At 43.0% G+C, this 26,675-nt stretch carries 23 protein-coding genes and 5 pseudogenes; 18 read left to right on the top strand and 10 right to left on the bottom strand.

Features of this window, described 5'->3' with window-relative positions; genetic code table 11:
• Positions 1-127: 127 nt before the first annotated feature.
• The 5 genes and pseudogenes from JCM19038_RS20030 to JCM19038_RS20010 all read right to left on the bottom strand — a co-directional run bounded on the left by JCM19038_RS20030 (position 128) and on the right by JCM19038_RS20010 (position 4,204).
• Positions 128-1,602, bottom strand: a pseudogene (locus tag JCM19038_RS20030) (sodium:solute symporter).
• Between the two features lie 41 nt (positions 1,603-1,643).
• The gene (locus JCM19038_RS23045; RefSeq protein ID WP_193745176.1) at positions 1,644-1,787 is read right to left on the bottom strand and encodes a hypothetical protein; all 144 of its coding nucleotides are present in this window, start codon (positions 1,785-1,787) and stop codon (positions 1,644-1,646) included.
• A gap of 2 nt (positions 1,788-1,789) precedes the next feature.
• Positions 1,790-2,650 carry an alpha/beta fold hydrolase gene (locus tag JCM19038_RS20020; RefSeq protein WP_042421273.1) on the bottom strand — a complete coding sequence of 287 codons (861 nt, stop codon included), beginning with the start codon at positions 2,648-2,650 and terminating at the stop codon, positions 1,790-1,792.
• Between the two features lie 98 nt (positions 2,651-2,748).
• Positions 2,749-3,624 (bottom strand): zinc metalloprotease HtpX, encoded by an 876-nt coding sequence (gene htpX, locus JCM19038_RS20015; RefSeq protein WP_042421270.1) that lies wholly within the window; start codon positions 3,622-3,624, stop codon positions 2,749-2,751.
• Positions 3,625-3,634: 10 nt separating this feature from the next.
• On the bottom strand, positions 3,635-4,204 hold the full coding sequence (locus tag JCM19038_RS20010; RefSeq protein WP_042421269.1) for a LemA family protein: 570 nt from the start codon (positions 4,202-4,204) through the stop codon (positions 3,635-3,637).
• A 142-nt stretch (positions 4,205-4,346) separates the two neighbouring features.
• Here JCM19038_RS20010 and JCM19038_RS20005 point away from each other — a divergent pair, with 142 nt between their 5' ends.
• Positions 4,347-5,504, top strand: a complete 1,158-nt coding sequence (locus tag JCM19038_RS20005; protein WP_081831935.1) for an acyl-CoA dehydrogenase family protein — start codon at positions 4,347-4,349, stop codon at positions 5,502-5,504.
• A 46-nt stretch (positions 5,505-5,550) separates the two neighbouring features.
• Here the strand turns inward: JCM19038_RS20005 and JCM19038_RS23040 are convergent, their stop codons facing one another.
• Complete coding sequence (locus tag JCM19038_RS23040; RefSeq protein WP_193745175.1) at positions 5,551-5,715, bottom strand: hypothetical protein; 165 nt, start codon at positions 5,713-5,715, stop codon at positions 5,551-5,553.
• A gap of 135 nt (positions 5,716-5,850) precedes the next feature.
• Here JCM19038_RS23040 and JCM19038_RS20000 point away from each other — a divergent pair.
• Positions 5,851-6,800: pseudogene (locus tag JCM19038_RS20000) on the top strand (SDR family oxidoreductase).
• Between the two features lie 37 nt (positions 6,801-6,837).
• On the opposite strand, the gene JCM19038_RS19995 reads toward JCM19038_RS20000, so the two are convergent.
• The gene (locus JCM19038_RS19995) at positions 6,838-7,062 is read right to left on the bottom strand and encodes a hypothetical protein (RefSeq protein ID WP_042421266.1); all 225 of its coding nucleotides are present in this window, start codon (positions 7,060-7,062) and stop codon (positions 6,838-6,840) included.
• A 140-nt stretch (positions 7,063-7,202) separates the two neighbouring features.
• Here JCM19038_RS19995 and JCM19038_RS19990 point away from each other — a divergent pair, with 140 nt between their 5' ends.
• Together JCM19038_RS19990 and JCM19038_RS19985 are read left to right on the top strand one after the other, a co-directional pair.
• On the top strand, positions 7,203-7,694 hold the full coding sequence (locus JCM19038_RS19990) for a DinB family protein (RefSeq protein WP_042358624.1): 492 nt from the start codon (positions 7,203-7,205) through the stop codon (positions 7,692-7,694).
• Between the two features lie 53 nt (positions 7,695-7,747).
• Positions 7,748-9,798 (top strand): annotated as a pseudogene (locus JCM19038_RS19985) (catalase).
• Between the two features lie 58 nt (positions 9,799-9,856).
• On the opposite strand, the gene speB reads toward JCM19038_RS19985, so the two are convergent.
• Positions 9,857-10,801 carry an agmatinase gene (gene speB, locus JCM19038_RS19980; protein ID WP_042421263.1) on the bottom strand — a complete coding sequence of 315 codons (945 nt, stop codon included), beginning with the start codon at positions 10,799-10,801 and terminating at the stop codon, positions 9,857-9,859.
• Between the two features lie 77 nt (positions 10,802-10,878).
• Here speB and JCM19038_RS19975 point away from each other — a divergent pair, with 77 nt between their 5' ends.
• Both JCM19038_RS19975 and JCM19038_RS19970 read left to right on the top strand, forming a co-directional pair.
• Positions 10,879-12,306: a sigma-54-dependent Fis family transcriptional regulator gene (locus JCM19038_RS19975; protein WP_042421260.1), complete on the top strand. Its 1,428-nt coding sequence runs from the start codon at positions 10,879-10,881 to the stop codon at positions 12,304-12,306.
• A 109-nt stretch (positions 12,307-12,415) separates the two neighbouring features.
• Positions 12,416-13,768, top strand: a complete 1,353-nt coding sequence (locus JCM19038_RS19970) for a YjiH family protein (RefSeq protein WP_042421257.1) — start codon at positions 12,416-12,418, stop codon at positions 13,766-13,768.
• 17 nt (positions 13,769-13,785) lie between these two features.
• Here the strand turns inward: JCM19038_RS19970 and JCM19038_RS19965 are convergent, their stop codons facing one another.
• Positions 13,786-14,040 (bottom strand): hypothetical protein, encoded by a 255-nt coding sequence (locus JCM19038_RS19965; protein WP_238554503.1) that lies wholly within the window; start codon positions 14,038-14,040, stop codon positions 13,786-13,788.
• 189 nt (positions 14,041-14,229) lie between these two features.
• Between JCM19038_RS19965 and JCM19038_RS19960 the strand changes: the two genes are divergently transcribed.
• The 4 genes and pseudogenes from JCM19038_RS19960 to JCM19038_RS19945 all read left to right on the top strand — a co-directional run bounded on the left by JCM19038_RS19960 (position 14,230) and on the right by JCM19038_RS19945 (position 17,907).
• The gene (locus tag JCM19038_RS19960) at positions 14,230-14,679 is read left to right on the top strand and encodes a MarR family winged helix-turn-helix transcriptional regulator (protein WP_042421251.1); all 450 of its coding nucleotides are present in this window, start codon (positions 14,230-14,232) and stop codon (positions 14,677-14,679) included.
• A gap of 160 nt (positions 14,680-14,839) precedes the next feature.
• Positions 14,840-15,782: pseudogene (locus JCM19038_RS19955) on the top strand (ring-cleaving dioxygenase).
• Positions 15,783-15,882: 100 nt separating this feature from the next.
• Positions 15,883-16,486 (top strand): annotated as a pseudogene (wrbA, locus tag JCM19038_RS19950) (NAD(P)H:quinone oxidoreductase).
• A gap of 542 nt (positions 16,487-17,028) precedes the next feature.
• The gene (locus tag JCM19038_RS19945) at positions 17,029-17,907 is read left to right on the top strand and encodes an alpha/beta hydrolase fold domain-containing protein (RefSeq protein ID WP_042421247.1); all 879 of its coding nucleotides are present in this window, start codon (positions 17,029-17,031) and stop codon (positions 17,905-17,907) included.
• Positions 17,908-17,935: 28 nt separating this feature from the next.
• Here the strand turns inward: JCM19038_RS19945 and coaA are convergent, their stop codons facing one another.
• Positions 17,936-18,877 (bottom strand): type I pantothenate kinase, encoded by a 942-nt coding sequence (gene coaA, locus JCM19038_RS19940; RefSeq protein ID WP_081831938.1) that lies wholly within the window; start codon positions 18,875-18,877, stop codon positions 17,936-17,938.
• Between the two features lie 98 nt (positions 18,878-18,975).
• On the opposite strand from coaA, the gene JCM19038_RS19935 reads away from it, so the two are divergent.
• From JCM19038_RS19935 to JCM19038_RS19905, 8 genes are all read left to right on the top strand, one after another.
• Positions 18,976-19,509, top strand: coding sequence for a GNAT family N-acetyltransferase (locus JCM19038_RS19935; protein WP_042421244.1), 534 nt, complete (start codon positions 18,976-18,978; stop codon positions 19,507-19,509).
• Positions 19,510-19,511: 2 nt separating this feature from the next.
• Positions 19,512-21,035: a sigma 54-interacting transcriptional regulator gene (locus tag JCM19038_RS19930; RefSeq protein ID WP_238554502.1), complete on the top strand. Its 1,524-nt coding sequence runs from the start codon at positions 19,512-19,514 to the stop codon at positions 21,033-21,035.
• 2 nt (positions 21,036-21,037) lie between these two features.
• Positions 21,038-21,157, top strand: a complete 120-nt coding sequence (locus tag JCM19038_RS25650; RefSeq protein ID WP_081831937.1) for a helix-turn-helix domain-containing protein — start codon at positions 21,038-21,040, stop codon at positions 21,155-21,157.
• 100 nt (positions 21,158-21,257) lie between these two features.
• Entirely contained in the window at positions 21,258-22,457 is a 1,200-nt protein-coding gene (locus JCM19038_RS19925; RefSeq protein WP_042421241.1) for an iron-containing alcohol dehydrogenase, read from the top strand.
• Positions 22,447-23,886: a CoA-acylating methylmalonate-semialdehyde dehydrogenase gene (locus tag JCM19038_RS19920; RefSeq protein ID WP_042421238.1), complete on the top strand. Its 1,440-nt coding sequence runs from the start codon at positions 22,447-22,449 to the stop codon at positions 23,884-23,886. The genes JCM19038_RS19925 and JCM19038_RS19920 overlap by 11 nt, the downstream gene beginning before the upstream one ends.
• 261 nt (positions 23,887-24,147) lie before the next feature.
• Complete coding sequence (locus tag JCM19038_RS19915) at positions 24,148-25,224, top strand: DNA alkylation repair protein (RefSeq protein WP_042421235.1); 1,077 nt, start codon at positions 24,148-24,150, stop codon at positions 25,222-25,224.
• A gap of 220 nt (positions 25,225-25,444) precedes the next feature.
• Positions 25,445-25,645, top strand: coding sequence for a hypothetical protein (locus tag JCM19038_RS19910; protein WP_042421232.1), 201 nt, complete (start codon positions 25,445-25,447; stop codon positions 25,643-25,645).
• Between the two features lie 82 nt (positions 25,646-25,727).
• Positions 25,728-26,627 (top strand): NAD(P)/FAD-dependent oxidoreductase, encoded by a 900-nt coding sequence (locus tag JCM19038_RS19905; protein ID WP_042421229.1) that lies wholly within the window; start codon positions 25,728-25,730, stop codon positions 26,625-26,627.
• The last annotated feature ends 48 nt before the right edge of the window (positions 26,628-26,675 follow it).

Genomic DNA, 26,675 nt, shown 5'->3' with positions numbered 1-26,675 from the left:
AATTTGGGCGAGTTTTTTTGTTATGATTTAGCGAAAAACTCTTCTTTTACATGGGCGATCACTTTCGTTACGAGATAAATAGCAAAAATCGAGATCGCAATGCTTATTGCAATGAAAACAAGATCTGTCACGATGCTAAAAGGTCCTGATAACGGTGGAAAAGCAGTGGTTCAGTCGAATAACGATTGATAAGCATGATCGCAAATAGACCAACCCATACGCCACCAAGAACAATAATGTCTTTATTTGAATCGACGGTATCTTTGTTGGCAAACATCGCTTTACACTCTTTGGACATGAGTGATTGCCCGTCGGTACGGTCAATGAGACTAATTCCGATGTAAAGCGTAAAGGCGAGTAATAGACCCCATAGAATGACAGGAATATCGAGAAAACCGCTACCGGCAAATGCTTCCCACACACCACCAACTTGAATAATCATACCAATCGTGGCAGTTGATGTAATAAGACAGCCCCAAAAGGCAGCTTTCTCTGTCATCTTCTTCCAGTACAAAGCAAGGAAGACGAGCGGGACAATCGTTGAAATTAAGATAATTTGGATTCCAACAGCGGCAATTACAATACCGTTAGAAGAAATAAATGGACCGAATCCGATGGCAACGATTCCGATGACCGCTGTAAAAACACGCGTGTACTTTAACTGCTGGCGGTCGGTCATGGTTGGTTTGATCTTTTTTAAGATGTTATGAACGATAATGCCGCTACCTGCATTCAAATATGTTGAAATGGTCGACATTGCAGCGGCTGCAACAGCTGTCACGACAAGTGCAGCACCAATGAGTGGTAATGTGTCTTGAACGAGTCGAATGACAACTTCATCGGTGTTCACAAGTCCAGGTAACAATACGGCACCATAGGCTCCGATTAATACGAGAATCCAAGCGTTAAACCAATCTAACGCGAAGAAGCTGTACACACCGCGGCGACTGTCTTTGACTGATTTAGCTGCAAGCGACCGTTGTACGAAGCCAAGGTCGACTGGAATCCAAAAAGACGTCGCTATAATGTAGGCGATTAACGCAAACAGCGTCATTTCAGGTGGTAACGTAAATAAATCCGTAAATCCAGGGAATAACGTCAGCTCTTCAGCAGTTGAGGAGAGTGTAAACCCATCACCACCTACGTAATCGCTCATAAAATTCGTAAAGAACCCGTGCTGGAACGTAAGCATTAAGAACAATGACGTAACTCCAAGTACGATAATGAGCATTTGCAATGCGTCAGTTAATACGACGCTTTTAATCCACCGGTCATCGTATAAAGAATGGTGACAATGGCGATTGGACCGATGCTATACGCCCAAGAAATGCCGGTAATGACCTCAATGATCAGCGAGACCCCAAAGAGGGACATACCGATAATGAAAATCCCCCAACTGACTTGCCAGACACTCATTAACACTTCGACTCGGCGGCTGTTTCCAAAACGAGCGGTTGCAAGGTCACTAATGGTCATTAAGTTCATTGCACGTAACCGTGCACCGAAACGACTCAGTAAAATAATTCCGATTGTCGTTGCAGAGAGTGCTGCCCAGAATACGTATGTAAAACCGCTAGAGTAGGCAAAGCCGGGTTGCCCCATTACTGTTGCAGTATTAGCGACTGTTGCAGCAAACGTTAGAGTTAAGACGAACCAAGCAAGTTACGTCCGCCTAAAATATAATCATCGAGCGAGTGCATCGTCTTCGAAAGTTTAAATCCAACGTATAAGAGGCCACCGAAGTATACGGCGGCGACGAGCAAAATGACGAGGATTTCCACGCTCATACTCAGTCCTCCTTCGTTACGAAGCGGCGAATATCAGATAAAAATAGTTCTTGTTCTTCGATAAACGGGTTATGACCGCTTTTTTCATAGACGTAAAGCGTTGCATTCGTGATGAGTTGGTTCATGATTTCTGATTGAGACGTTGGTGTAATCCAATCATGACGACCAGATGCAATAAATACAGGTGCTTTAATTGCCGTGATCGCGTCACGGTAATCGTAATGAGGCATGATATGTTTAAACGTATAATTACTAATGCCTAGCGATTCAATGGGGCGGTGTCCCGTTTCGTACATGATCTTTTCATCTTGATGATAGAAATAAAGACCGTAGTTTTCTGCCCACCACTCAACTTGAGCTTCTTCACTTTCAAGGTTGCCTTCGAACAGTTTTGGTATGAGCTCCAACTGTCTAGGGGTTGCCACTTGCTGTGCAAATGCTAACGCATCTTCATAAAAGTGATGACTTGGAGCGGTATTAATAAGTAATAATTTCTCAATCGCTTGTGGATGACGGACAGCGAGAATTTGAGCGATCATACCACCGAAAGAATGACCGAGTACGGAGACTTTGTCCAATCCTAAGTACTTACGAAGAGCTTCAATGTCATCAGCCATCGTTTCCATCGTGCACGTTTCTAAGTCAACGCGTTCAGATTGGCCGTTGTTTCGCAAATCAACGTAAATGATTTGCATTGTATCTTGAAGTGGACTTAACCACGGTTTGAAATCGGAATGATCACTTCCAGGTCCCCCGTGGATCGCGATGCAAACGGGTCTTTTTTTCATTGTTGGACCTTCGGGTACGTAACTTGATCCTTCAACATCAAAGAATAATCGTGTTCCATTAACTTGTGCGAACATCTAGATCTGAGCTCCTTTTTCTTCAAACTTAATCTATTATTCCACAAAAGCGATCGTTTTACTATGAAAAAAGAAAGAAGCGAATTTTTCGCTTCTTTCTACATTTTCATTAACCGTTCAATTCGTTCTTTCGGGGCTGGGTGAGTCGAAAACAACCCCGATACTTTTTTCTTTAGTGGGTCTGCGAAATAAAGAGAAGCAGAGCTGCTTGACGCTTCTCTTACCGGTGTGTCAACGCCAGTAATCTTTTGCAATGCAGAAGCTAGCGCTTCAGGGTTTCTCGTAAGTTCTGCTGCACTTGCATCCGCAAGGTATTCACGGTTTCTTGAAATCGCCATTTGAATGAGCACGGCAATGAGCGGTGATAGAATCACTAATGCAAGCGCTAATATCAAAACGAACGGATGCTGCTTATTATTGCCACCACGTGAGAAGAACATCATTCGCATACCGAGATCAGATAATATGGCAACAGCTGAAACGAGCGCCACTGCAATCGTTGATAATCGAATGTCGTAATTCTTAATGTGGGCAACTTCGTGTGCAATAACACCTTCAAGTTCATCGTGGTTTAAGTGGTCCATTAGACCTGTCGTTACCGCAACCGCACCGTTCTTGGGTGAAGTTCCGGTTGCGAAAGCATTTGGACTATTGTCTTTAATAATGAATAGTCGTGGCTTTTCGATGCGAGCAACCATCGCCATGTTATCAACCATCTCCCATAGTTGAACGTTTTGGGAGCGCTCTGTAATTTCTTGAGCATGGTTCATCCGCATAACGACGTTCGTACTGCTGAAGATCATCATTGCACTATAGCCGCCACCAATAACAAGTGCCATTAATAAGCCTGTAAAGATCTCGCCGTACAAACTGTACGTAAGAGCCGCCCCTACAAATAGAACGAATAAAATAAAGCCAGTAACGATGACGACGGTTTTTCTTTTATTATGTTGAATTTGTTTTAATCGATTCATGCGACCCGCCTTAAAATTCTACTTTTACATTTTCACGCTCTTCTTCCGGCGTTTCAAGCATTTCATATTGCAGGAAGTTGTGTACATTTGCAACGAAGTTCGTCGGAATCGATTGCACGGCGATGTTATAGTCGCGAACGGTTGAATTGTACGTTTGTCTTGAATAGGCGAGCTTACGCTCCATTGAGGTAAGTTCTTGTTGTAAGTGCATAAAGTTTTCATTTGCTTTTAAATCGGGGTAATCCTCACGTAAAGCAAATAAACGGCCGAGCATTTGTTCCGCTTCATTGTTTGCATGCATTTGCTCATTACGTGACACATTTGAATCTTGCATTTGATTACGTTTCTCGATGACTTGTGTTAACGTTTCTTGTTCGTGTTTGGCGTATCCTTTTACGGTGTTAACAAGATTTGGGATCATGTCATAGCGTTGTTTAAGCATGTTGTCAATTTGTGCCCAGCTTTCCTCCGCCCACATTCGATATTTCACAAGACGGTTGTACGAGCTGAACCAGAATATACCGATCGCTACGGCAGCTCCAATTACGATTAAAAGTAAAACGATGAGTACGACTGTCATTCATAACGCTCCTTTCTTCTACTTAATTGATACGATTTAGTATCTAGGTAAGTTTCACTATTTTATCATGAACTTCTAATTCACTGTAGGTGCATTATTCAGATGGATTTAGTATTATTTACACAAAGGAGTTGAGAAAGTGATGTCAGATATGTTCGCTTTAAGCAACCAACAAGAACGGAAAGAGTTTTTAGCAAAAACGGTAGAAGCGTTCGCAGAACGTGCGCATCAACACGACGCTGAAGGTAGCTTTCCCCACGAGAATTTTACTACCCTGAAAAGTATTCGTTACCCAGGGTTAAGTGTACCAAAAGAGTATGGTGGGAAGGGGATCTCGCTTACCGAATTGCTAGAGCTTCAAGAAATTATCGCGAAAGCAGATGGCTCGACGGCGTTAGCGATCGGCTGGCATATGGGAATTATCATGACCCTCGGTGAAAAAAGGACATGGGATGACGAAGTGTACCGAGAAGTCGTAAGCGATGTGATTGAGAACGGAGCGCTTCTTAATAATGCCGCAAGTGAACTCGCAACAGGTAGTCCTACAAGGGGAGGGAAACCTGAGACAACCGCGGTAAAAGTGGACGGTGGCTATGAAATTACTGGACGGAAAACGTTTACGACACTGGCGCCGACGCTTGATTATTTCGTTGTGAGTGCTGCGATTGAAGGTAGTGATGAGGTAGGGAACTTCCTCATTCGCCGTGACCTCGACGGAGTTGCTGTCAAGAATACATGGGATACGCTCGGGATGCGAGCAACTGGCAGTGATGATTTAATTTTAAACCGTGTGATTGTCCGTGACAAAGATTACGTCGAAACGTTAACCCCAGGCTTTAAAGACGCTGCAGGGTGGCTTCTGCATATTCCAGTCACGTATTTAGGAATCGCAACGGCGGCTTTATCATACAGCGCAAGCGCCGCGAACAATCACTCCCCGAATAGCATTGACGGTACAATTGCCGACTTGCCAAACGTGCAACAAAAGATCGGTGAAGCTGAACTGTTGCGTGTAAGAAATCGGCATTTTCTCTATGCAGTATCAAAAAAATGGGATGAAAGCTCCAATGAAGAGCGGAACAATATGAAGCTTGAACTTGGTGCCGTAAAGCATAGTGTCGTAAATGACGCGCAAACGATTGTCGATCTTTCAATGCGTGTTGTCGGTGCAAGAAGTCTTGCAACAGGTAATCCGTTAGGGCGGTATTACCGGGACGTACGTGCAGGGTTACACAACCCACCGATGGACGATATGACGATTACCCAATTAGCGAAAGCGACATTTGAGCGAAACCCTTAAGTAAAAGACAAGTGGCCTGCTTGGTGACTTGTCTTTTTTGAATCTCCTAGACATCCGAATAGTAAGGTTCGTATCGTGCTTCTGTGTAGTAAGGTGGACGAAAAGAGCTCGAAGGTACTAGAAATACATGGTCCGTATAGTTCATCACGAGCGGCTCAGGACTCGTTTCAAAAAGGCGAGTAACTTCTGGGAAAAATTCAATGGAATTCATCGAAACACCTCCATATCGTACGTTACGCTTTAATACGTAACTTGAGCTTGACTTCTTTCACATCCGCATCTGCCCAGCATAAGCTGTGGATGAAGGAGTTGGTCGTTTGTGAGTGATAAATTATCTCAAGAGCAAATGGAAGAAATCCGTGAGTATCAGCGCTGGTACGAAGAGAATTTAATCATTGATCCATATCCTCAGTATCCGAACCTGGGTACAATAAAGCGCTATGAAGAAATTCCTTTAGCTCAACCTGAGCAACGACAATTACGCCAACCTGGTATTGAAGATGTGATGGTGCCAAGACCCATTGTGGAGAATCCAAATGATAAAGGTAGTGGAAAACTTCGAGGTAGAGTTGCGCTTATTACCGGCGGAGATAGTGGGATTGGAGCTGCAACGGCGATTAGCTATGCAAAAGAAGGCGCAGATGTTGCAATCTCTTATTTGGATGAACATGACGATGCCAATCGTACGAAACGCCGAATAGAACAATTAGGGCAACAATGCCTTTTGTTGCCGGGCGATCTTAGTGATAAGGAACAGTGTAAAAAAATTGTACAAGAAACGATCCAAACCTTTGGTAGATTAAACATACTCGTCAATAACGTTGGCATTCAATTTCATCAAAATGAAATCATGGATATTAGTGACGAACAATTTGATGAGACGTTCAAGATTAATATATACTCTCATTTTTATACGACTCGGGAGGCAGTACCTCATTTACAAGCAGGAGATGCAATTATTAATACAGCATCGGTCGTTACGTATGTCGGTGAAGCAAGACTGATGGATTATACCGCAACGAAAGGCGCGATTGTCGGTTTTACACGGGCGTTAGCTCGGAATGTTGCCCCGAAAAAGATTCGTGTTAATGCAGTTGCGCCAGGCAAAATTTGGACGCCACTCATTCCTGCAAGTTTTTCTTCAGATGAAAATGCGTTGCACGGTTTAAATCTCTTTGATCGAATGGCTCAGCCTTTTGAGTTAGCTCCGACGTATGTGTATTTAGCTTCGGATGATTCAAGGCACGTAACGGTCAAGTGCTACACGTCGATGGTGGAGAATCAATGAGCTCTTAACCAAAAACCCACAGGCAATTTGCCCGTGGGTTTTTGGTTATTCATTTGTTGTTGCAGGTGTCGTAGGTACTGTGGGAATGGTTGGAACTGTCGGCGGTGTTGGGGTAGTAGGGACTGTAGGGGTTTGACCTCCACCAACAACTCCGGGACCGTTAATTAAATTGTTGTTGATTTCTACTCGATATCCGTGACGCTTTTTTCCGTGACGTTGACGTGTGTTGCTACGACTGTTTCGCCATAGATGATAACTTTCACGAGGCATCATTGCACTCCCTTTCTAACTAGGTAATAGTCTATTGTATGTCATGGTCGTTGAGTCGGTTCATGGAAATGTAGCAGGAAAATTGTAATCGATGTGGAATAGGTATTCTTTAAAGCGATATGGAAGGGGTACAGTGGCGCATGGGAGCACAGCAGGTTTTTCTCAGACAATTGTCGGCATGTCATGATGAGAACCATTGGTTTGCGTGTTTGCAACAAGCATTAGCTGGAGTGAACGAGGCACAAGCAAATTGGAAAGAGCGTGTTGATCTTCATAGCATCCATGAGATTGTGAATCACTTAATTACCTACAATGGTCGATGTCTGGACCGTTTTCAAGGTGAACCTGTACCACCGATTGAAGAACGGAATGAAGATACATTTGTTTCTGGGACAGAGATGGATTGGGAAGTCACTGTTGCGACAATCACGACAATTATGGACGATTGGATGCAAGTCATTCAAGAAACAGAAGAATGGGAATGGGAACAACAGATTAGTGAATATACAGATGAAACGTGGGCGATGATGGTCGCGAATATGGTCATTCATACGGGTTATCATATCGGACAAATTGTGATGTTACGAAAACAACAAAACGTTTGGGATGTTGAAGCTGAAATGTATGAGTAAGCGTGCATATGAGAATTCCCTTCTAATATAGATATAGGAGGGAGGTGTGTACGTTGGCAAAAGATCAAGACCGTTATTGGAATGACAAAGACCATCAGTTAGATAAATTTACACAAGATAATAAAGGAAAGGAAATGTCTTCAAATGAAGGAACGAAGATTTCTAACGACGAAAATACATTAAAAGCAGGTCTGCGTGGACCGACTTTACACGAAGACTTTTTGTTTCAAGAGAAACTCGCTCACTTTGATCGGGAACGAATCCCAGAACGAGTCGTGCATGCAAGAGGTTACGGAGCGCACGGAGAATTCCAAGTGTATAAATCGTTAGCTCATTTAACGAAAGCGTCGTTTTTACAAGATCCAAACAAAATTACACCGGTGTTTGTTCGATTTTCGCAAGTCGCAGGATCAAGAGGGGCAAATGAAACGAATCGAGACGTACGAGGATTTGCGACAAAGTTCTATACAGATGAAGGGAATTTTGACCTTGTAGGTAACAATATACCTGTTTTCTTTATACAAGATAGCATCAAGTTCCCAGACTTGATCCACGCTGTAAAGCCTGAGCCACACACTGAATTTCCTCAAGGTCAAACCGCTCATGATACGTTTTGGGATTTTATCGGTAGCAATACTGAATCGGCTCATATGATGATGTGGATTATGTCTGACAGGACAATCCCACGAAGCTTTCGGATGATGGAAGGGTTTGGCGTTCATACGTTTCGACTCGTCAACCGTGAAGGGACTTCGCATTTTGTGAAGTTTCATTGGAAACCAGTGCTTGGCGCCCATTCGTTCATCTGGGATGAAGCGCAAAAACTCGGAGGCGCAGACCCGGACTTTCATCGGCGGGATTTGTATAACAATATCGAAATGGGCAATTTTGCTGAATACGTATTAGGTCTGCAGATAATATCCGAAGATGATGAGTTCATGTTTGATTTCGATATTTTAGATGCGACGAAACTATGGCCAGAAGAAGAAGTTCCTGTTCAAATCGTCGGTAAAATGACGTTGAATCGCAATGTTAATAACGTATTTGCTGAAACGGAACAAAGTGCACTGCATCCAGGCAGATCGTGCCGGGCATCGACTTCTCAAATGACCCGCTCCTTCATGGAAGAGTCTTTTCCTATGCTGATACGCAATTGTATCGCGTCGGTACAAATTATCAAGAGCTCCCGATTAACCGCCCTGTTTGCCCAATCCACAATAATCAACGAGACGGTCAAGGTCGTATTACAATTAACAAAGGGCAAGTGGCTTACCATAACAATTATTTAGCGGGCAATACGCCGAAAGAAGTGCCGCCACGAGAAGGTGGATTTAGTACGTATCCATCAACTGTTGAAGGTATTAAAGTTCGGAAGACGGCTCCTAGTTTTGAAGATCACTATTCTCAAGCGCGGCTTTTCTGGAACAGTATGAGTCCTGTTGAGAAAGATCATATCATTCAAGCTTTTTCATTTGAGCTTGGAAAAGTCGAAACGATTGAAGTTCGCCAACGTGTTGTGAATATGCTCGGTAAAATCGACCATGAGCTAGCCGCACTTGTGGCGAAAGAAGTAGGGGTGAAACGACCGAATGTCTCTCAAGTTTCGGTGCAACAGTCTTCTGCAGCTTTAAGCTTAATAAATCAACCCCGCTATCCGAACACATTAAGAGTGGGTGTGCTCATTGCTGATGGATTTGACGGAAATGAAACGAAATACGTTTTAAGTGAGTTAGAAGAAGCAGGACTGGAACTTGTTTTTGTCGGGGAGCGACTTGGAGATGTCGAAGGAACAGATAGTGTTAAGTACTCCATTGATGAGACATTCCTAACAGGATCACCTCTTCTATACGATGGGTTGTACGTCATTGGGGGAAGCGATCCGAGTCGTTATTTCATGAGGAAAGCGAGGAACTTTGTACGCGACACATACAATCATTTCAAGCCAATCGGTGCAACGGAAGAAGGCGCGGTGATCATTGAACAAATGAACATTACCGGCAAGCCTGGTGTGATTGTCGAACGAGAAGCAAGTACATTTGTTAATGAGTTTGTAACAGCGATGGCAGAGATGCGCTTTTACAGTCGGGTCTATCGGAATGTTTAAGAAAAGCAATGGGAGACCGCTCCCATTGCTTTTCTTTGGATTATGAAAGATAATGCGTTTACAAACGTCCAGCTTTTTCTAAGGCAACAAGAGAGATCATTTCGAACGCTACAGCTGAAGCAAGCGCTGCGGTAATGTCTCCGTTGTCGTATGCAGGGAGCACTTCTACAAGGTCAAAGCCTAAGATGTTCAAGCCTTTCAAACCACGAACGTATTGAAGTGCCTCATGGCTTGTAGGGCCGCCAACTTCGGGTGTTCCTGTTCCTGGCGCATACGCAGGATCAACAAAATCGATATCAAAAGAAACGAAAACAGGTGCACCGGCAGCACGCTTGTGAATGCGCTTTAACACGTTCTCAACACCAAGATCATGAACTTCATCCATTAGAATCGTTTCAAACCCAAGGTCACGTGGATCAGTTACATCTTCTGGTCCATAAAGCGGGCCACGTAAACCGACTTGTATAGAATGATCGACATCAATCAAGCCTTCTTCAACTGCTCGACGGAACGGGGTACCGTGCATGTATTTTTCACCAAAGTAGTTGTCCCACGTATCGCTATGTGAATCAAAGTGAACAAGTGCGACAGGACCGTATTTTTCTTTAAATGCACGCAGCGTACCGAGGGATGTTGAATGATCTCCACCGAGAATAATTGGACGAATTTCTTTATCTAGTAAAGGTTTTAGTCCTTCTTGAATTCGTTCATATGTACGGTGAATGTTTCCTGGAATAATGTCAATGTCACCATAATCTACACCAGAGCAATGATCGAAGATGTTAATGTCTTGGGACGCGTTGTATGGTCGCAACAAAACGCTAAAATCGCGAATATGTGCAGGGCCGTAACGGGCTCCTGTTCGATTTGAAACAGCCGTGTCAAATGGAACACCGAGTACAGCGAAATCAATATCTTCGGTCGTCTTAATATTAGGCAAACGCATGAATGTTCTTACGCCACTAAAGCGTGGGGATGTTGAAGAATCTTTAGGTTTATACATCTATAACACTCCTTATCACGATCTAACACTCTTTTAATGCAATATTTATACCAACTTTGTAGTGAGGTGAAACGTGAATGGCGAACAACTTAGATTTAGAACTAGATGCGGTGCTCAATCATTCAACTGATAATATCGTGATTACAGATGGAAGAGGGCATGTGCTACGAGCAAGCCCCAGTTGTGCGGAAATCTACGGGGTCACTCACAACGCATTAATTGGAAGAAATGTCGAACAGCTGGAACTTGAAGGAGTCTTCAAACCTTCAATTACGAAACTCGTGATGCAAACGGGGAAGCAACAACAAGTCATGCAAGCAACTGTAACCGGTCGTACGGTCATGGCAACAGCTTTTCCCGTTCGCGATGAGAAAAAAGAGATCGTTCGAGTCATTAGCGTTTCGCATGACCTCACTGAGATTCAGGAAATGAAAAAGGAATACGAGTCCTTGCAAGCGCAAAGCGAACGTTATCAAAATGAACTGGATGTGTTGCGAACGAGAGAGCAGACATTTCATTCGATCGTTCATGAGAGTAAGGCGATTAGTCGCATTAAGACATTGATTAGTCGTACAGCCCCGTCAGACGCTTCTGTCATCTTTTACGGAGAATCTGGAGTTGGAAAAAGTATGTTTGCCCGTGAGCTTCATAAAGAAAGCAAGCGACTTGATGGACCATTTATCGAGATTAACTGTAGCGCGATTCCTGATACGCTGTTCGAGGCTGAGTTGTTTGGTTATGAAAAAGGGGCATTTACCGGCGCGGATCGTCAAGGCAGGATTGGCCTTGTTGAGTTATCAGACGAGGGAACACTTTTTCTTGATGAAATTGGGGATATTCCTCTCCAAATGCAAGGAAAGTTACTGCAAGTGTTGCAAGAAAAGAAAGTCACTCCAATTGGTGGACGAGTCGAGAAACATGTGGATTTCCGCCTTGTAGCCGCAACGAACCGCAACTTAGAACAACTCGTCGAGAAAGGGTTGTTCCGTGAAGATTTGTATTACCGCATTAATGTAATTCCAATCACCGTCCCATCATTACGCGAACGTAGTGAAGACGTTCCAGGGTTAATCTTTAAAAAGGTTGAAGAAATAAATGAGCGTTATGATTTGAAGAGAAAGCTCCACCCTCAAGTGTTAGAACGTCTTTACCATTATCACTGGCCTGGGAACGTGCGAGAACTCGAGAACTTTTTATCACGTTTATTGTTAACGAGCTCAGAAGAACTCGTAACGGTGGAAGATTTGAAAGGAATCTTTGAATCAAAAGAACGTCGCTCGCTACCGGCTACAGAAGGTAAACCTTTATTAAGTGAAGGGTTTCAATTAAAAGAAGAGTTGAAAAAGGTAGAACAACATTGGTTACAACTTGCATTTGATGAGTGCAATACGACGTATGAGATGAGTAAGCTTCTTGGATTGAGCCAACCTTCTGTCGTTCGAAAGTTAAAAGAGTACAAAATCGATTCAAAAACAAATCGAGATCCAAAAATAAATCAAAATTAACTTAATTTGATTTATTTTTGGATCAAATTGTAGCGTTCATCGTTTTATTATTTGGCACGTTTCTTGCGTTTTAGTATGACATAGAAAAATTACACATCTTGGAGGACATATGAATACGCAAGTAAAAGAAGCGAGCCATTGGCGTTTTATCATTTTTGCTATTTTAGGAATCGGTATGTTCTTAATTCCAATCCCAGTTGGTGATGAAGTTACGATCGGTGTTGGAATTATGGCCTCGTACGTACAAGCGTTAATGGGTGGAAGCATCCCGATGATTGTAACAATCTTACTCGTTATCTCTGCAGTCGGTTCAATCATCGTCTCAAAGGTCCAACCGACAGGCTTGATGAATAATGGGTTTATTCGAGATTTGTTTTATGTAAGTAATGTATGGTTAGTATGGAGAATTCTCGGCGCAATCTTTGCGATTATCGTTATTTTTCAAATTGGACCAAGCTGGATTTGGGATAGTGCCACAGGAGGAGAAGTTCTTGGATCTCTCGTTCCAGTATTGTTTACGTGGTTTTTGTTTGCTGGTTTGTTCTTACCGATTCTAACGGAATACGGTTTAATGGAATTTTTCGGTACGTTGTTACGTAGAATTGTGCGTCCGTTATTTACCGCTCCTGGTCGGTCATCGGTGGATATGATCGTTTCATGGCTTGGTAGTGGTACGGTTGGAGTTCTCGTTACGATGCAACAATATGAACGTGGGTTTTATACTGGACGTGAAGCTGCGGTCATTGCGACAAACTTTAACATTGCTTCAATAGCGTTTAGTATTCTAATTGTGCAGTTTTTGGATATTAGTCACATGTTCATACAGTTTTATATTACGGTTTGTGTCGCAGGATTTATAGCTGCAGTGATCACACCTAGAATTCCTCCTCTTTCATGGAAGAAAGACAAGTATTATGAGCGTGCAGAACAGATCACAACAGAAGATCCTGTCCCTGAAAACACTTCAGTCTTTAAATGGGGGTACCATAAAGCTGTAACGAAGGCGTCGAATACTCCTAGTGCAGGTGTGATGCTTAAGCAAGGAACGAAAAATGTATTAGACATTTGGTTCGGACTACTACCACTCGTTATGAGTTTAGGGACACTTGCGTTAATCATTGCGGAATACACGCAAATTTTCCATATCATTTCGTATCCGTTCGTACCATTATTGCAATTGCTACAAATTCCAGAAGCCTCTGACGCAGCTGTTGCAGTAGTTGTTGGGTTTGCTGATATGTTCTTACCAGCTATTGTCGGTTCAGGCATTGATAGTGAACTGACGAGATTCGTCATCGCTTGTTTATCGATGACACAGTTGGTTTACATGTCGGAAGTGGGTGTACTTATTTTACGCTCTAACTTACCGCTTAACTTGTTAGATTTGGTGTTGGTATTTATTATTCGTACATTAATTACACTACCGATTATCGCCTTCATGGCACATTTCTTATTCTTCTAAAAAACAAACCTTCGGCCTTAATCGGACGAAGGTTTGTTTTTGCGCGATTGTTCCTCTACGATGGCAGCTAAATCAGTATTCCCGAATAGTTGTAACACGGATAATACGGTAGCTGTGTCAATGTCTTCAGCTTCTTCTTTTGGAACAGTGACATCGTCAATCGTTTTCCGATGTTCTGGATGCATCGATTGTGATGGATATGCGCGCTCGTATAGCTCGACTGGGTCTAGGTCATGGTTCACACACCACTGCGCAAACACCATAATCATCATGTTCTCGTCTTGTTGAAACTGCTCGACAACTTTCTTTTCAATTTCGTTATTGTTCAAATTGATCCCTCTTTTCATGTTTAGCGTAGGAGTTCAGTCCTCCCTTGTCAATGTCTTTAAATGATACAGAGGAGACCTAGTGAAGTGAAAGAGTAACGGTGTTATAATGAGGTATACGAAGGTGGTTAGAAAATGACAACAACTGAATGGAATCAAGAACAAGCTTTAGCACTAAAACTATTCGTTGTAATGACACGCTCACTTGAATCAGTGAAAAGAAATGTTGAACATGATATTCGCTCGCACGGGTTAAATCCAACAGAGTTCGCAGTGATTGAACTTCTTTACAATAAAGGGGATCAGCCTGTCCAGAAAATCGGAGAAAAAGTATTGATTGCAAGTAGTTCCATTACGTATGTCGTAGACAAATTGGAAAAAAGAGGTTACACGCAACGAAAACCGTGTCCAAATGATCGACGAATTACGTTCGTTTCGATAACGGAAAAAGGCCGTTCGTTTATGGATGAGATCTTCCCAAGTCATGTAGAAGCGATTGAGTCCATTATGGAAGGGCTAGATTCAGAAGAAAAGGAAAAGGCCATTGATCTTCTAAAGAAATTGGGCAAATCAACAAAGTTGTGATAGAAAGTCTTGACATATCGCAAGGCTTTTTGTTACTATTATCTCAAATTAGAGATAAATTAATTCCATATTTTTTGCCCAATTATCTCGAATTAAAGATAATGTAATTGGTTGTAATCAATATCCTTTCTAACTCTGGACATCCTAAACAAAGGGAGGCATAAGTATGAAAACAAAAGGAATACATCATATTACGGCAATCGTTGGTGATCCTCAGGAAAATGTTGATTTCTATGCAGTTTTCTAGGGATGCGGCTCGTGAAGAAAACCATTAATTTCGATGATCCAGGGACGTATCATTTGTATTTTGGAGATGACAATGGCAGTCCAGGCACGATTATGACGTTCTTCCCTTGGCCAGGTGCTCATAAAGGCGCAATCGGTGGAGGCAAGTCGGTCGAACGGACTTTGCGATTCCACCGAGAACGATGGATTTTTGGAAGAAGCGATTTGAGAAATTTAGCGTCTCGTATGAAGAAACAACTCGCTTCGGTCAAACACACCTTCAATTCGAAGATCCACATGGGCTTCAACTCTCGCTTGTTGAGCAAGAATCAGGACGAAACAGTCAGTGGCCGTTTAACGGCATAAGCGAAATTGAAGCCATTAAAGGATTTAGTGGTGCGACACTTCTTTCAATTAACGTTAAAGAAACCGCAACATTATTAGAAGAGACGATGGGCTTTGAGCGAGTCGGAGAACAAGACGGATTTATCCGCTTTTCATCGAACGCAGCCATTGGCGGAACGATTGATTTGTATGCTGACAATGTGGGGACAGGTCGTCTAGGTGCTGGAACGGTACATCATATTGCTTATCGCGCGAAAGATGATGATGAGCAAGTGGAGTGGCAAAAGCATGTTGCAAATGCTGGATATCAAGTGACTCCAGTTCAAGATCGTCAGTATTTTAACGCGATTTATTTCCGTGAGCGTGGCCAACTGTTGTTTGAAATTGCGACAGACCCTCCAGGGTTTGCACATGACGAGTCATACAAGACGATGGGTGAGCAGTTAAAGCTTCCAGAGTGGTATGAATCAGACCGGGACAAAATCGAAGCAAACCTTCGTCCGGCTGAAGTTCGGACGATTAACCATCTTTAATTTTACGTAGGAGGTGGAGAGGGAGAGAGAAATTATGGGATTTTTAGCTAGATTATTCGGGAAAGACCATACTAAAGAACCAACAAAGGAGAAGGATATCATGGTTAAAGTAGCAATTATCTATTACAGTTCAACAGGAACAAACTACAAAATGGCAAACTGGGCAAAAGACGCTGCAGAAAAAGAAGGCGCAGAAGTCAAGCTAGTTAAAGTTCCAGAACTTGCACCGATGGCAGCGATTGAGTCTAATCCAGCATGGAAAGCGCACTATGAAGCAACACAAGATGTACCAGAAGCAACAATGGACGATCTTGACTGGCAGATGCCATCATTTGGAGCGTACCAACTCGCTTTGGTAACGTACCAGGTCAAGTAAAACAATACATCGACCAAGCGGGCGGTCTTTGGGCTCAAGGAAAGCTTGTTAACAAAGTCGTAAGTGCGATGAGTTCAGCGCAAAACCCACATGGTGGTCAAGAAGCAACGGTTCTTGCTCTTTACAAAACCATGTTCCACTGGGGAACAATTATTGCCGCACCAGGTATACAGACCCAGTTACATTTGAATCAGGCGGTAACCCGTACGGAACGAGCGCAACCGTTGACGGTGAAGGGAACATTCAAGAAAACAAACTTGATGAAGCTGTTGCAAACCAAGCAAAGCGTACAGTAACAATTGCAAAAGCAATTACAGCCAGCAATTAAATGAAGTATGGAAACGGTCCCGACGACGGGGCCGTTTTTATTATGAGCTAACCTCAAGAACAACGATACTAGATGGCAGGCTCCCATCATGTACACTTCCCCTTTCGCGCTTACTCAGCACGGGCCAGGTCCGATATTCTACCGGGTTCTAGATTTATTGTACATCAATGACCGAAACACTTAGTCAAACTCATTGCGAGTTTAATCATATTTGTTTGTGCGTTTACTCTTACACTAAAAGGGAAAAATCCTACTGAGATTGTAGTCATTTCCATAACCTTTGTTCGTTCGGGGATATAGGACTAATAATTACCGTACTATTGTTTGCATCTTGTTTGTTTTCCGGGCAATAATTCAATTGATCCTTTCATTCTATTCGTGATATAGCATATGAATGAAAAGGGGACTCGTATAAATCAGTCAATTCGATGAAAAAGAAATGTACAAATGAACGTAGTGGAAGACTGTTCGTTCGACAAAGTGCTCAGTGTTCGAGTAGCAGTTTGGTATAATAAAATAAAACAGCGTAGAGGAGGCAGCGGATGGAAAGTGCAGGGAGTCGAATGTTCAAATTCATGTTAAAAGTGACGAGGCGAAAGCAGTTTTGGCAACAAACGGGTGAGTCGTTGCGAAAAGGGATTGAAACGAGACGGCACCTAGATTATACGCCGCCATTGAAGGTGTTAACGAACTTGGATGTAGAACGATTAGATTATGGCAATGTTCCTGTCTATGTGTTGCGTCCAAAGGGCGAGACTCCGAAACGTCATCTATTTTATTTGCATGGCGGAGCGTATGTTCACCATATTACGGTCACTCATTGGTATTTCTTACAACGCATCATTGAACACTTCCCTTGTACAATCACTGTTCCTTTGTATCCGTTAGCACCTGAACATACGTACGAAGAAACGATCGCTGCTACTGAAGAGGTTCTTCACGATCGCTTTCCAGATGTCATTATGGGGGATTCAGCAGGGGCAGGGCTTGCTTTATCGCTCGTTCAAAAGTTAAAAGAAAACGATCAAGAGCAGCCTGACAAAACCATACTAATTTCACCGTGGTTAGACGTGTCCATGACGAATACTGCCATTAAAAAAATAGAAAGCAAAGATGTATTTTTAGCGACACCTGGTGTTAAAGAGGCGGGACGCTGGTACGCTGGTGATTTGGAGTTGGATAACCCATTGATCAGCCCAGCATATGGTACATCTGATTTTGATTCGGAGCTTACGATTTTCATGGGAACGCATGATATTTTACAGCCAGATGTAAAGAAGTTCGTAGAGAAGGCAGAAGGTGAAGGGAAAAACGTTACATACATCGAAGCGAAAAGCATGATGCATATGTATCCGATGTTCACGTTTAAAGAAGCTAAAAAAGGGTTTCAGCAGTTGATCGACGTGTTAGAAGAACAGTAAAAAGGAACGCTGCATGCAGCGTTCCTTTTTACAACTTTCGAACGTGAATCCGTTCGACTTTATGGCCCTCACCTTTTTGTAAGATTAGGTCGGCGCGGTTTCTCGTCGGAAGAATATTCTCAACGAGATTTACACGGTTTGTTTCTTTCCAAATACGATCTGAGACGGCTCGTGCTTCGTCTTCAGTTAAGTCTTTGAATTTCTGGAAGTAGGATTCTGGCTGTTGGAACGATGTTTTTCTAAGTAAGTTGAAGCGGTTTTTGTACCATTGTTCAATCATCGGTTCTTCGGCATCGATGTACATAGAAACGTCAAAGAAGTCTGACACGAACGTTCTCGCTTGGTGTTTTTCAAGCTTCGGTGGTTGCAAAACGTTAATCCCTTCCACAATAACGACATCTGGTCGCATTAACACTTGCTCTTCATCTTGTAGAACGTTGTATTTCATATGTGAATAAAGAGGAGCGGTGACGCGCTCTTCTCCGGATTTTAATTCAGATAAAAACCTAAAGAGACGCGATACGTCGAAGCTCTCCGGGAAGCCTTTTTTCTTCATGAGACCGAGTTCTTCGAGTTGTTCATTGGAGTATAAGAATCCATCGGTTGTGACGAGTTCAACTCGTGGTTTTCCAGGCCATTGGGATACTAAATGTTCAATGATCCGAGCCGTGGTGCTTTTTCCAACTGCGACACTTCCTGCGATCCCGATTATAAAAGGAACTGTAAGCGTATCCAATTGCAAGAATCGGTTTGTATCCTGATGTAATTCTTTTGCTTTGGTATAATGTAAATGTAAAAGACGAGAGAGTGGGACGTAAATGTCAGCCACTTCCGTCATCGACAGTCGCTCATTTAATCCTTGTAATTCGCGTAAATCGACATCGGTTAGTGACCAGTCGCTCATTTGTCTAAAATCTGCCCACTGGGTTCTTTCGAACGTGATATATGGCGAAAATTGCTGTGAATTCACGTGCAAGACCTCACTTTACCTATGTATAAAAACTATAAAATAAATGCCTCCACTAAGACTTAAACATATTTTTGCGAGAATTGGAAGGAGTAAATGTAATGAACATACAACTTAAATCCATTGATTCGTCGGATTATGACAGCATTTTTATAAGTATGAGTGATTCAGAAAGTTTAGATTTAATGGGTACGAGACACACATTTACGAAAGAGCAGATTAAAGATGCGTATGAGAGATTTGTTCAAGATTCAACAAGATATGACTTTGCAATTTATCACCAAGGTCAGAAAGAAACGATCGGCGATGCGGCAATTATAGATATTGACGAACATCATTCTGTTTGTGGATTTCGAATTGCCCTTCATCAACGCAAAGATTGGAACAAAGGGTACGAGAGTGAAGCAGTGCGTTTGCTGCAAGCGTACGTGTTTGAAACATTGCAATTAAATCCACTTGAACTTGAGGTGTTGTCCCATAATGTGAGGGCAATCCGAGCATATGAAAAAAATGGGTTTGTTCGCGAAGGCGCTCGTCGGCAAGCCGTTCATGTGAACGGCATTAGACGTGATGAAGTACTGATGAGTATGTTAAAGGAAGAGTATGAACTTCGAAAGCAGGGCGAGTTGGCGTGAACATGGATGTTACGTACAAAACGTTTACGTGCGGTGAAAAAAGCGAGCGAGCGACAATCGTGGCATTTGAAAATCAGGATATTCAAACGTGGTTAATGATCGTTGTGCATACGGAGCATTCAATTGTTATCATTGATCAACACCACCAACCGATTGGTACGGTGACACTTGAATTCATTGCAAAGCGTCTAGTGGAAAGTTCGGGTGAAGACATTCTTCAAAAACACGAGTTGTTACCGATTCAATGTGTTAAGAAAAGCGACCCATTCCCTGTTGAACAGCGAACGTTATCGGTTGTGACTGACGGCGAGCGAATCGTTGGTGTCATAACCCAACGCATGCTCCAAACGGTCCAAGATCAAGATCGTGCCACATTATCTTTAATTTTTGACTCTGCGTATGAAGGGATCGTCATCATTGATCGTAATCAAACGATTACCTCGATGAATCAATCGTACCGAGATTTTCTTGGTGGACTGAAAGAACGTGATGTGATCGGGCGTGACGTGACGTCTGTCATTGATAACACAGAACTTCATCAAGTTGTAAAAACGGGCATTCCAGAGCGGGGTAAAGTCCAAACGATCCAAGGTCAGAAGATGGTCGTTCATCGACTTCCGATTTGGCAAGAAGGCGAGATTGTCGGGGCAGTCGGGATGCTAATCTTTGAAGGAATGACCGAGTTGCATCGCATTTTACAACATGAAGTTGCATCAAAGGCTGGGGCTGTAAACACAGAACGAGAAGGTGCAGTGCAAACATTTGAAACGATGATTGGCAAAAGCGCAAGCATCCAACGAGTGAAAAGTCTTGCAAGAAAAGCGTCGCGAACGAAAGCATCTGTTGTCATTCAAGGTGAAAGCGGAACAGGGAAAGAGTTGTTTGCACAAGGCATTCATCATATGAGTTCGCGGGCAGAAGGACCGTTTGTGGCCATCAATTGCTCAGCATTTCCAGAGAACTTGCTCGAGTCTGAGCTGTTTGGCTATGAAGGTGGAGCGTTTACGGATGCTCGTAAAGGAGGAAGACGTGGGAAGTTTGAACAAGCTCACGGTGGAACCCTGTTTCTCGACGAAGTATCAGAAATGTCATCATCAATGCAAGCGAAGATTCTCCGTATACTTGAAACGAAAGAAGTTGTCAGAATCGGTAGTGAACAAGTCATTCATAGCGACTTCCGAATTGTCGCTGCGACGAACAAAGATTTAAAATCACTCGTTCAAGAAGGTCAATTTCGACAAGATTTATTTTATCGTCTTCATGTTATTCGTTTAACAGTACCGCCTTTGCGAGAGCGAAAAGAAGACATTCCTAAATTACTAGGCTTTCATATGGAGCGCCTTGCTCAAGAGTATGGAATTGAGAAAAAAGCAATTAGTGAAGAAGCAATGCAGTTGTTATTGCAGTATCGCTGGCCCGGTAACGTTCGAGAGCTCGTAAATGTGGTAGATTATGTTGTTACGATGACGGATGGACAACACGTACTTGTGGACCACCTACCGAGCCGTTTACAAGCCCTGAGTTAGAGATTGATGATGATTGTTCAGAACTTGAGCGTGTACTTCAAGAAGTAGGAGGGAATAAAACAAAGGCAGCTGAGAAACTAGGCATTCATCGTGCGACACTGTATCGGAAGTTGCAACAGTAATTGTCGCATTTTGCGACAGTGCAAAAACGTACGACTTAGAACAACAACGGTTTCACTCTGGCATCGCTTTTGCAATAAAGCGTAGTAAGGAGGGATTCCATTGGTAAAACGTATTGTACATCTTCCTCAAATCATTCATTACGGTAAGGACAGCTTTTTAGGCGTCGGTGAAGAAGCGAACAAGCTAGGATCGAAAGCTTTAATCGTAAGTGATCGAATAATGGAACAGCTCGGAAATGTCCAGCAACTTCATGATCATTTGCAAGCGGCAGACGTTTCTTATGTGAATTACTTAGGCGTGGAGACTGAACCGAAAGATACATACGTCGACGAGGCGTTGCAGTTGTTGAGAGCTGAACAATGTGATCATGTGATTGCTTTAGGAGGTGGTAGCTGCATTGATACAGCTAAAGCCGTTGCGGTGCTTGCGACCAACACGGGGCGAATTCATGACTATATGAATCAAAAACAAATAGCAACAGTAAAGCCACTGCCCCTTATTACCGTCCCGACGACAGGTGGGACAGGGTCTGAAGCGACGGATGTTACGGTCATTACAGATACGAAAGAAGACATTAAGATGATGATCAAACAACAAGCCTTTATGCCACTTGTTGCGATCGTTGATCCGGTATTAACTGTCTCAACCCCGAAGTCGGTAACTGCCGCGACCGGTGTTGACGCACTCACACATGCTATTGAATCACTCATAAGTCGAAAAGCACAACCATTCACACGCACGTTGAGCCTTCAGGCGATTGAGTTGCTTTATGCGAACATTCGTGAAGCTTATCATAACGGCGATAATTTGGAAGCTCGGAACCAAATGATTTACGGTTCAATGCTTGCAGGGATGGCGTTCTCTAACGCATCGACATGTCTCGTACACGGAATGTCGCGTCCATTAGGAGCTGTGTTCCACGTACCTCACGGCGTGTCGAATGCAATGTTACTTCCGATCATATTGAAATATACGAAAGTAGACTGCCAAGAAGACCTCGCAACAATTGCGAGAATGATCAATAAAGATGTTAAAGATGAATCCGATGAAGAGCTTAGTAATTGGTTCGTCGAAGAGATTGAGCACTTATGTGAAGAGCTTGAGATTCCAACCCTTTCAGGATGGGGAATTGACCGAGAAGCGTTTGATCTAGTCAAAGAAAAGATGGCTGAAGACGCGCTGATTAGTGGAAGCCCTGCAACAAATCCGAAAGTGCCGTCAAAAGAAGAGATTGTGGAACTTTACGATCAACTGATGAACTATTCATACACAAAAAGGAGCGAGACACATGCTAACTAATTATATTAACGGTGAATGGGTCAAAGCGAAGACGTCAGAATACGAATCTGTTCCAAACCCAGCAACAGGTGAAGAAATTGCTAGAACGCCATTATCAACGAAAGAAGATGTTGATGATGCTGTACAAGCTGCAAAAGCGGCCTTTAAATCATGGAAGAAAGTTCCTGTGCCAAAGCGTGCACGCTACTTGTTTAATTATCAACAGCTCCTCATTGGAAAGCATGATGAGCTTGCTGAATTAATTACGAAAGAGAACGGTAAAACGTTTGATGATGCATACGGGGAAGTACAGCGTGGAATTGAGTGCGTGGAGTTTGCAGCAGGAGCACCGACATTAATGATGGGTGAGAGTTTGCCAGAGATTGCAACAGGGATTGAATCGGGAATGTATCGTTATCCAGTTGGGGTCGTTGGTGGAATTACACCGTTTAACTTCCCGATGATGGTGCCATGTTGGATGTTCCCACTTGCGATTGCAACAGGAAATACGTTCGTTCTGAAACCTTCAGAACGTACACCTCTTCTTGCAGAAAGACTCGTTGAGTTGGCAACCGAAGCAGGCATTCCAAAAGGGGTGTTGAACCTTGTACACGGTGCGCATGACGTTGTGAACGGTTTGTTGGAACACGAAGATGTACCAGCGATTAGTTTCGTTGGCTCACAACCAGTCGCTGAATACGTATATAAAACAGGTGCGAGCTATGGTAAAAGAGTACAGGCGTTAGCTGGAGCAAAAAACCACTCGATCGTATTGGCAGACGCAGATCTTGATAAAACAATTGAAGGGATTACGAGCGGTGCATTCGGAAGCGCAGGTCAACGTTGCATGGCCACTGCAGTTGTTGTTGCTGTTGAAGAGATTGCTGATGAACTCGTTGAACGTTTGAAGAAGTCAGCTGATGAATTGTTAATGGGTGATGGCAGCGATCGTTCCATTACATTAGGGCCGGTCATCCGCCAAAGCCATTTAGACAAAGTCAAAAGTCAAATGGAAGAAGCAATTGGTGAAGGTGCAAAGCTCATAAGAGATGGACGAGATGTGCCAACTGAAGCTGGTAATGGTTATTTCTTAGGGGCGAGTATTTTTGATCACGTCACGCCAGAAATGAAAATCTGGCAAGAAGAAATCTTTGCGCCAGTCCTTTCAATCGTTCGCGTCAAAGGCCTCAAAGAAGCGATTGAACTAACGAACAAATCCAAGTTCGGTAACGGTTCAGTTCTTTATACGAACAGCGGAAAAGCGGTACGAGAATACCGTGAAGACATTGAAGTAGGTATGCTCGGTGTAAACGTAAACGTTCCAGCACCGATGGCATTCTTTCCATTCTCAGGTTGGAAAGACTCATTCTACGGTGACCTTCATGCAAACGGAAAAGACGGCATTAACTTCTATACGAAACGTAAAATGCTTACGCAACGTTGGCACTAAACGAAAAAACTCCCCACATGGTAGTGACCCAGGTAATGACCCCAAAAAGTTAGAGTTTGTTAAACAACTGATTGGCTGGTTGATGTTCGATATTGAATCGGACTTTGACCAGCCAGTTTTAGTTTTATACGTCAAAACACCCCAAAAGTGAGTTTTTACTCTAACTTTTTGGGTGCGGCACCCATGCTGGGGAGTTTTTTGTGGCGAGTTCTGGCTTACACTAGTAAAAAAGCAAGTTACCTAAACAGGAGTTGACAGTAGATGGCAGAGGCAATTAAAAACATGTACAATCAAGAATATTTACGAACGGTCGGTCAGAAAGTTCAAAGTGTGCATCATGATTTTCACATTGATGCTTTTGTCGAAGACGTCCAGCGTGAACCGTGGGCAGACCTCGAAATGATGAATCGAATCGATAAAATTGCGGAAACCCTCCGAATGTATTTACCGGCTGATTACGACGAAGCGGTCACTATTTTAGCGGACGCAGCAGATGCAAAAGGTGCATCGGGTTACATGTTCTTTCCTCATTTTGTTGCGAAATATGGAATTGATTATTGGGAAACGTCCATAACAATGCTCCGGCGCTTCACCCCCCATGCTAGCTCAGAATTTGCCGTTCGCCCGTTTATCGAAAAAGACCCAGCTAAAATGGTGAATGTCATGAAAATGTGGGCGACGAGTGAGGATGAGCACGTGAGAAGGCTTGCAAGTGAAGGGTCTAGACCGAGATTGCCGTGGGGCAAGACGTTGTCAGGATTTATTAAAGATCCAACGAAAACGACAGAGATTTTGGAAATGCTAAAGGAAGATCCGTCCAAATACGTGCGAAAAAGCGTCGCCAATCATCTTAATGATTTTTCGAAAGACCACCCAAACTACGTCTTAAAACTGGCGAAATCATGGCAAGGGCAATCTGAACGAACGGATTGGATCATTCGTCACGGATGCCGAACGTTAATTCGAAAAGGCATCCCTGAAGCGTACGAGCTTTTCGGATACAGTGGACAAGTCCGAGACGGGGTGTTGAACATCGAACCGTCTTCGATTGTAATCGGAGAAAGCATTACGATGCATTACGGCTTCACAGTAAAACAAACAGGATTAATGCGGGTCGAGTACGGCATTCAATTCGTCAAAGCGAACGGGAAGCAATCAGAGAAGAAGTTCCTTCTTGTGGACCGAACGTATCGCACTGGTGAAATCGTTGAACGAGAACGAACGCATTCATTCGCTGACTTATCAACTAGAAAGCACTATCCAGGTACTCATATTGTGATGATTTATGTGAATGGAATCGCGGTGTCTGAAGCAACAATTAACGTAATGGAAAAGTAGTGAGAATTATTTTCAATTAGTTATTGACACTCGTATGAAAACCATCTAATATAGTAAGTGACATTGATATTCATTATCAATTACTTATTTGAGAAGACGTTGTCGAGGTTCTCGCCACGTTTTGCTCTCAAACATCCCCCTTTATGTAATACCTATTGGCAATATGCCTCCCAAGGCATATTGCGCTTTTTTTTGGGTAAATTACAGTGGGGTGATATTGATGAGTCAAAAAGAAAACAATGGAGATCGAATCGAACGAATCATAAATGATACGATTGAGAACATAAATGAAGCGGAAAATTTTCAACAAGCGCATCTAGGTGAAATGAGCGAAAAAGACCAGCAAGATATAGATGAGAAAAACCGTCGAAGAAGAGACAGTGTTGATGCATTGCGTCACGAAATTGAAGATGAGCGTTAGACTTGCGATCCATTTGCAAGTCTTTTTTTATTGCATAGAAATAGGGTCTAGAACAGAAGCTAGCTATGCTAGGGGGAATAATATGATTCTTTATGATTGTGTCATTATTGGAGGAGGAATCGCTGGAATTCAAGCCTCAATTCAGCTTGGACGTTATAAGCGAAATGTGCTCGTCCTTGATAAAGGCAAAGGAAGATCAACACTTTGTCGAAAGTATCGAAACATCCTCGGTTGGCCAGAGGGAGTAAGTGGTGAGGAACTCAGAAGAATTGGCAAACAGCAAGGAAAAATGCTCGGGGTACTCTATCAAACCGAAGAAGTCGTAGCTATCGAACGAACAGACCATTTTCAATTATTAACACGATCTGGACAATCATATATTGCGAAGCGACTTTTATTTGCTACCGGTGTGACGGACCCGAACCCGTTCCCGCAATTAGAACCATGCCTCGGAAGTACCGTATACATTTGTCCAGATTGTGATGGATTTGAAGTCCAAGGAAAAAAAGCCCTCATTTTAGGCTCAGGGAAATCGGGCGTTCATATGGCAAAGCGATTGCATCATTGGGCAAGCGAACTTATTTATATTAATCATACGAGAGAAGCAATACGTGAAAAAGATAAAGCACTACTACGAGACATGAATGTTCAATACATTGAAGAACGCATTCAATCCCCGCTCATTACTGACCAACAATTTAACGGGGTGAAATTGCATTTTGGCGAACGAATCGAAGCAAAACACGCGTTTATCGCCTTCGGGAAAATAACCCCGCAATCAGATCTCGCACGCAAACTAGGCTGCGAACGAATGGAAAACGGTCACCTCATTACTGAAGCAAGAACGAAAAAAACAAACGTCCAAGACATCTACGCCGCCGGTGATGTCGGTGTACACGCTGAACAAGTGACTATTGCAATGGGTGAAGGCACACTCGCCGCCGTGTGGATTGAGAAGTCGTTGGCGGAGAACAACGTGTAGCTAGAGCGAGGTGATGTGTAGCTAGAGCGAGGTGAGTGTAGCTAGAGC

Origin of the sequence: Geomicrobium sp. JCM 19038, from assembly GCF_000698125.1 — a bacterium.
Lineage (GTDB): Bacteria > Bacillota > Bacilli > Bacillales > Marinococcaceae > Geomicrobium_A.
Note: the sequence above shows the minus strand (reverse complement) of the source record. Positions and strands in the feature narration are given on the sequence as shown.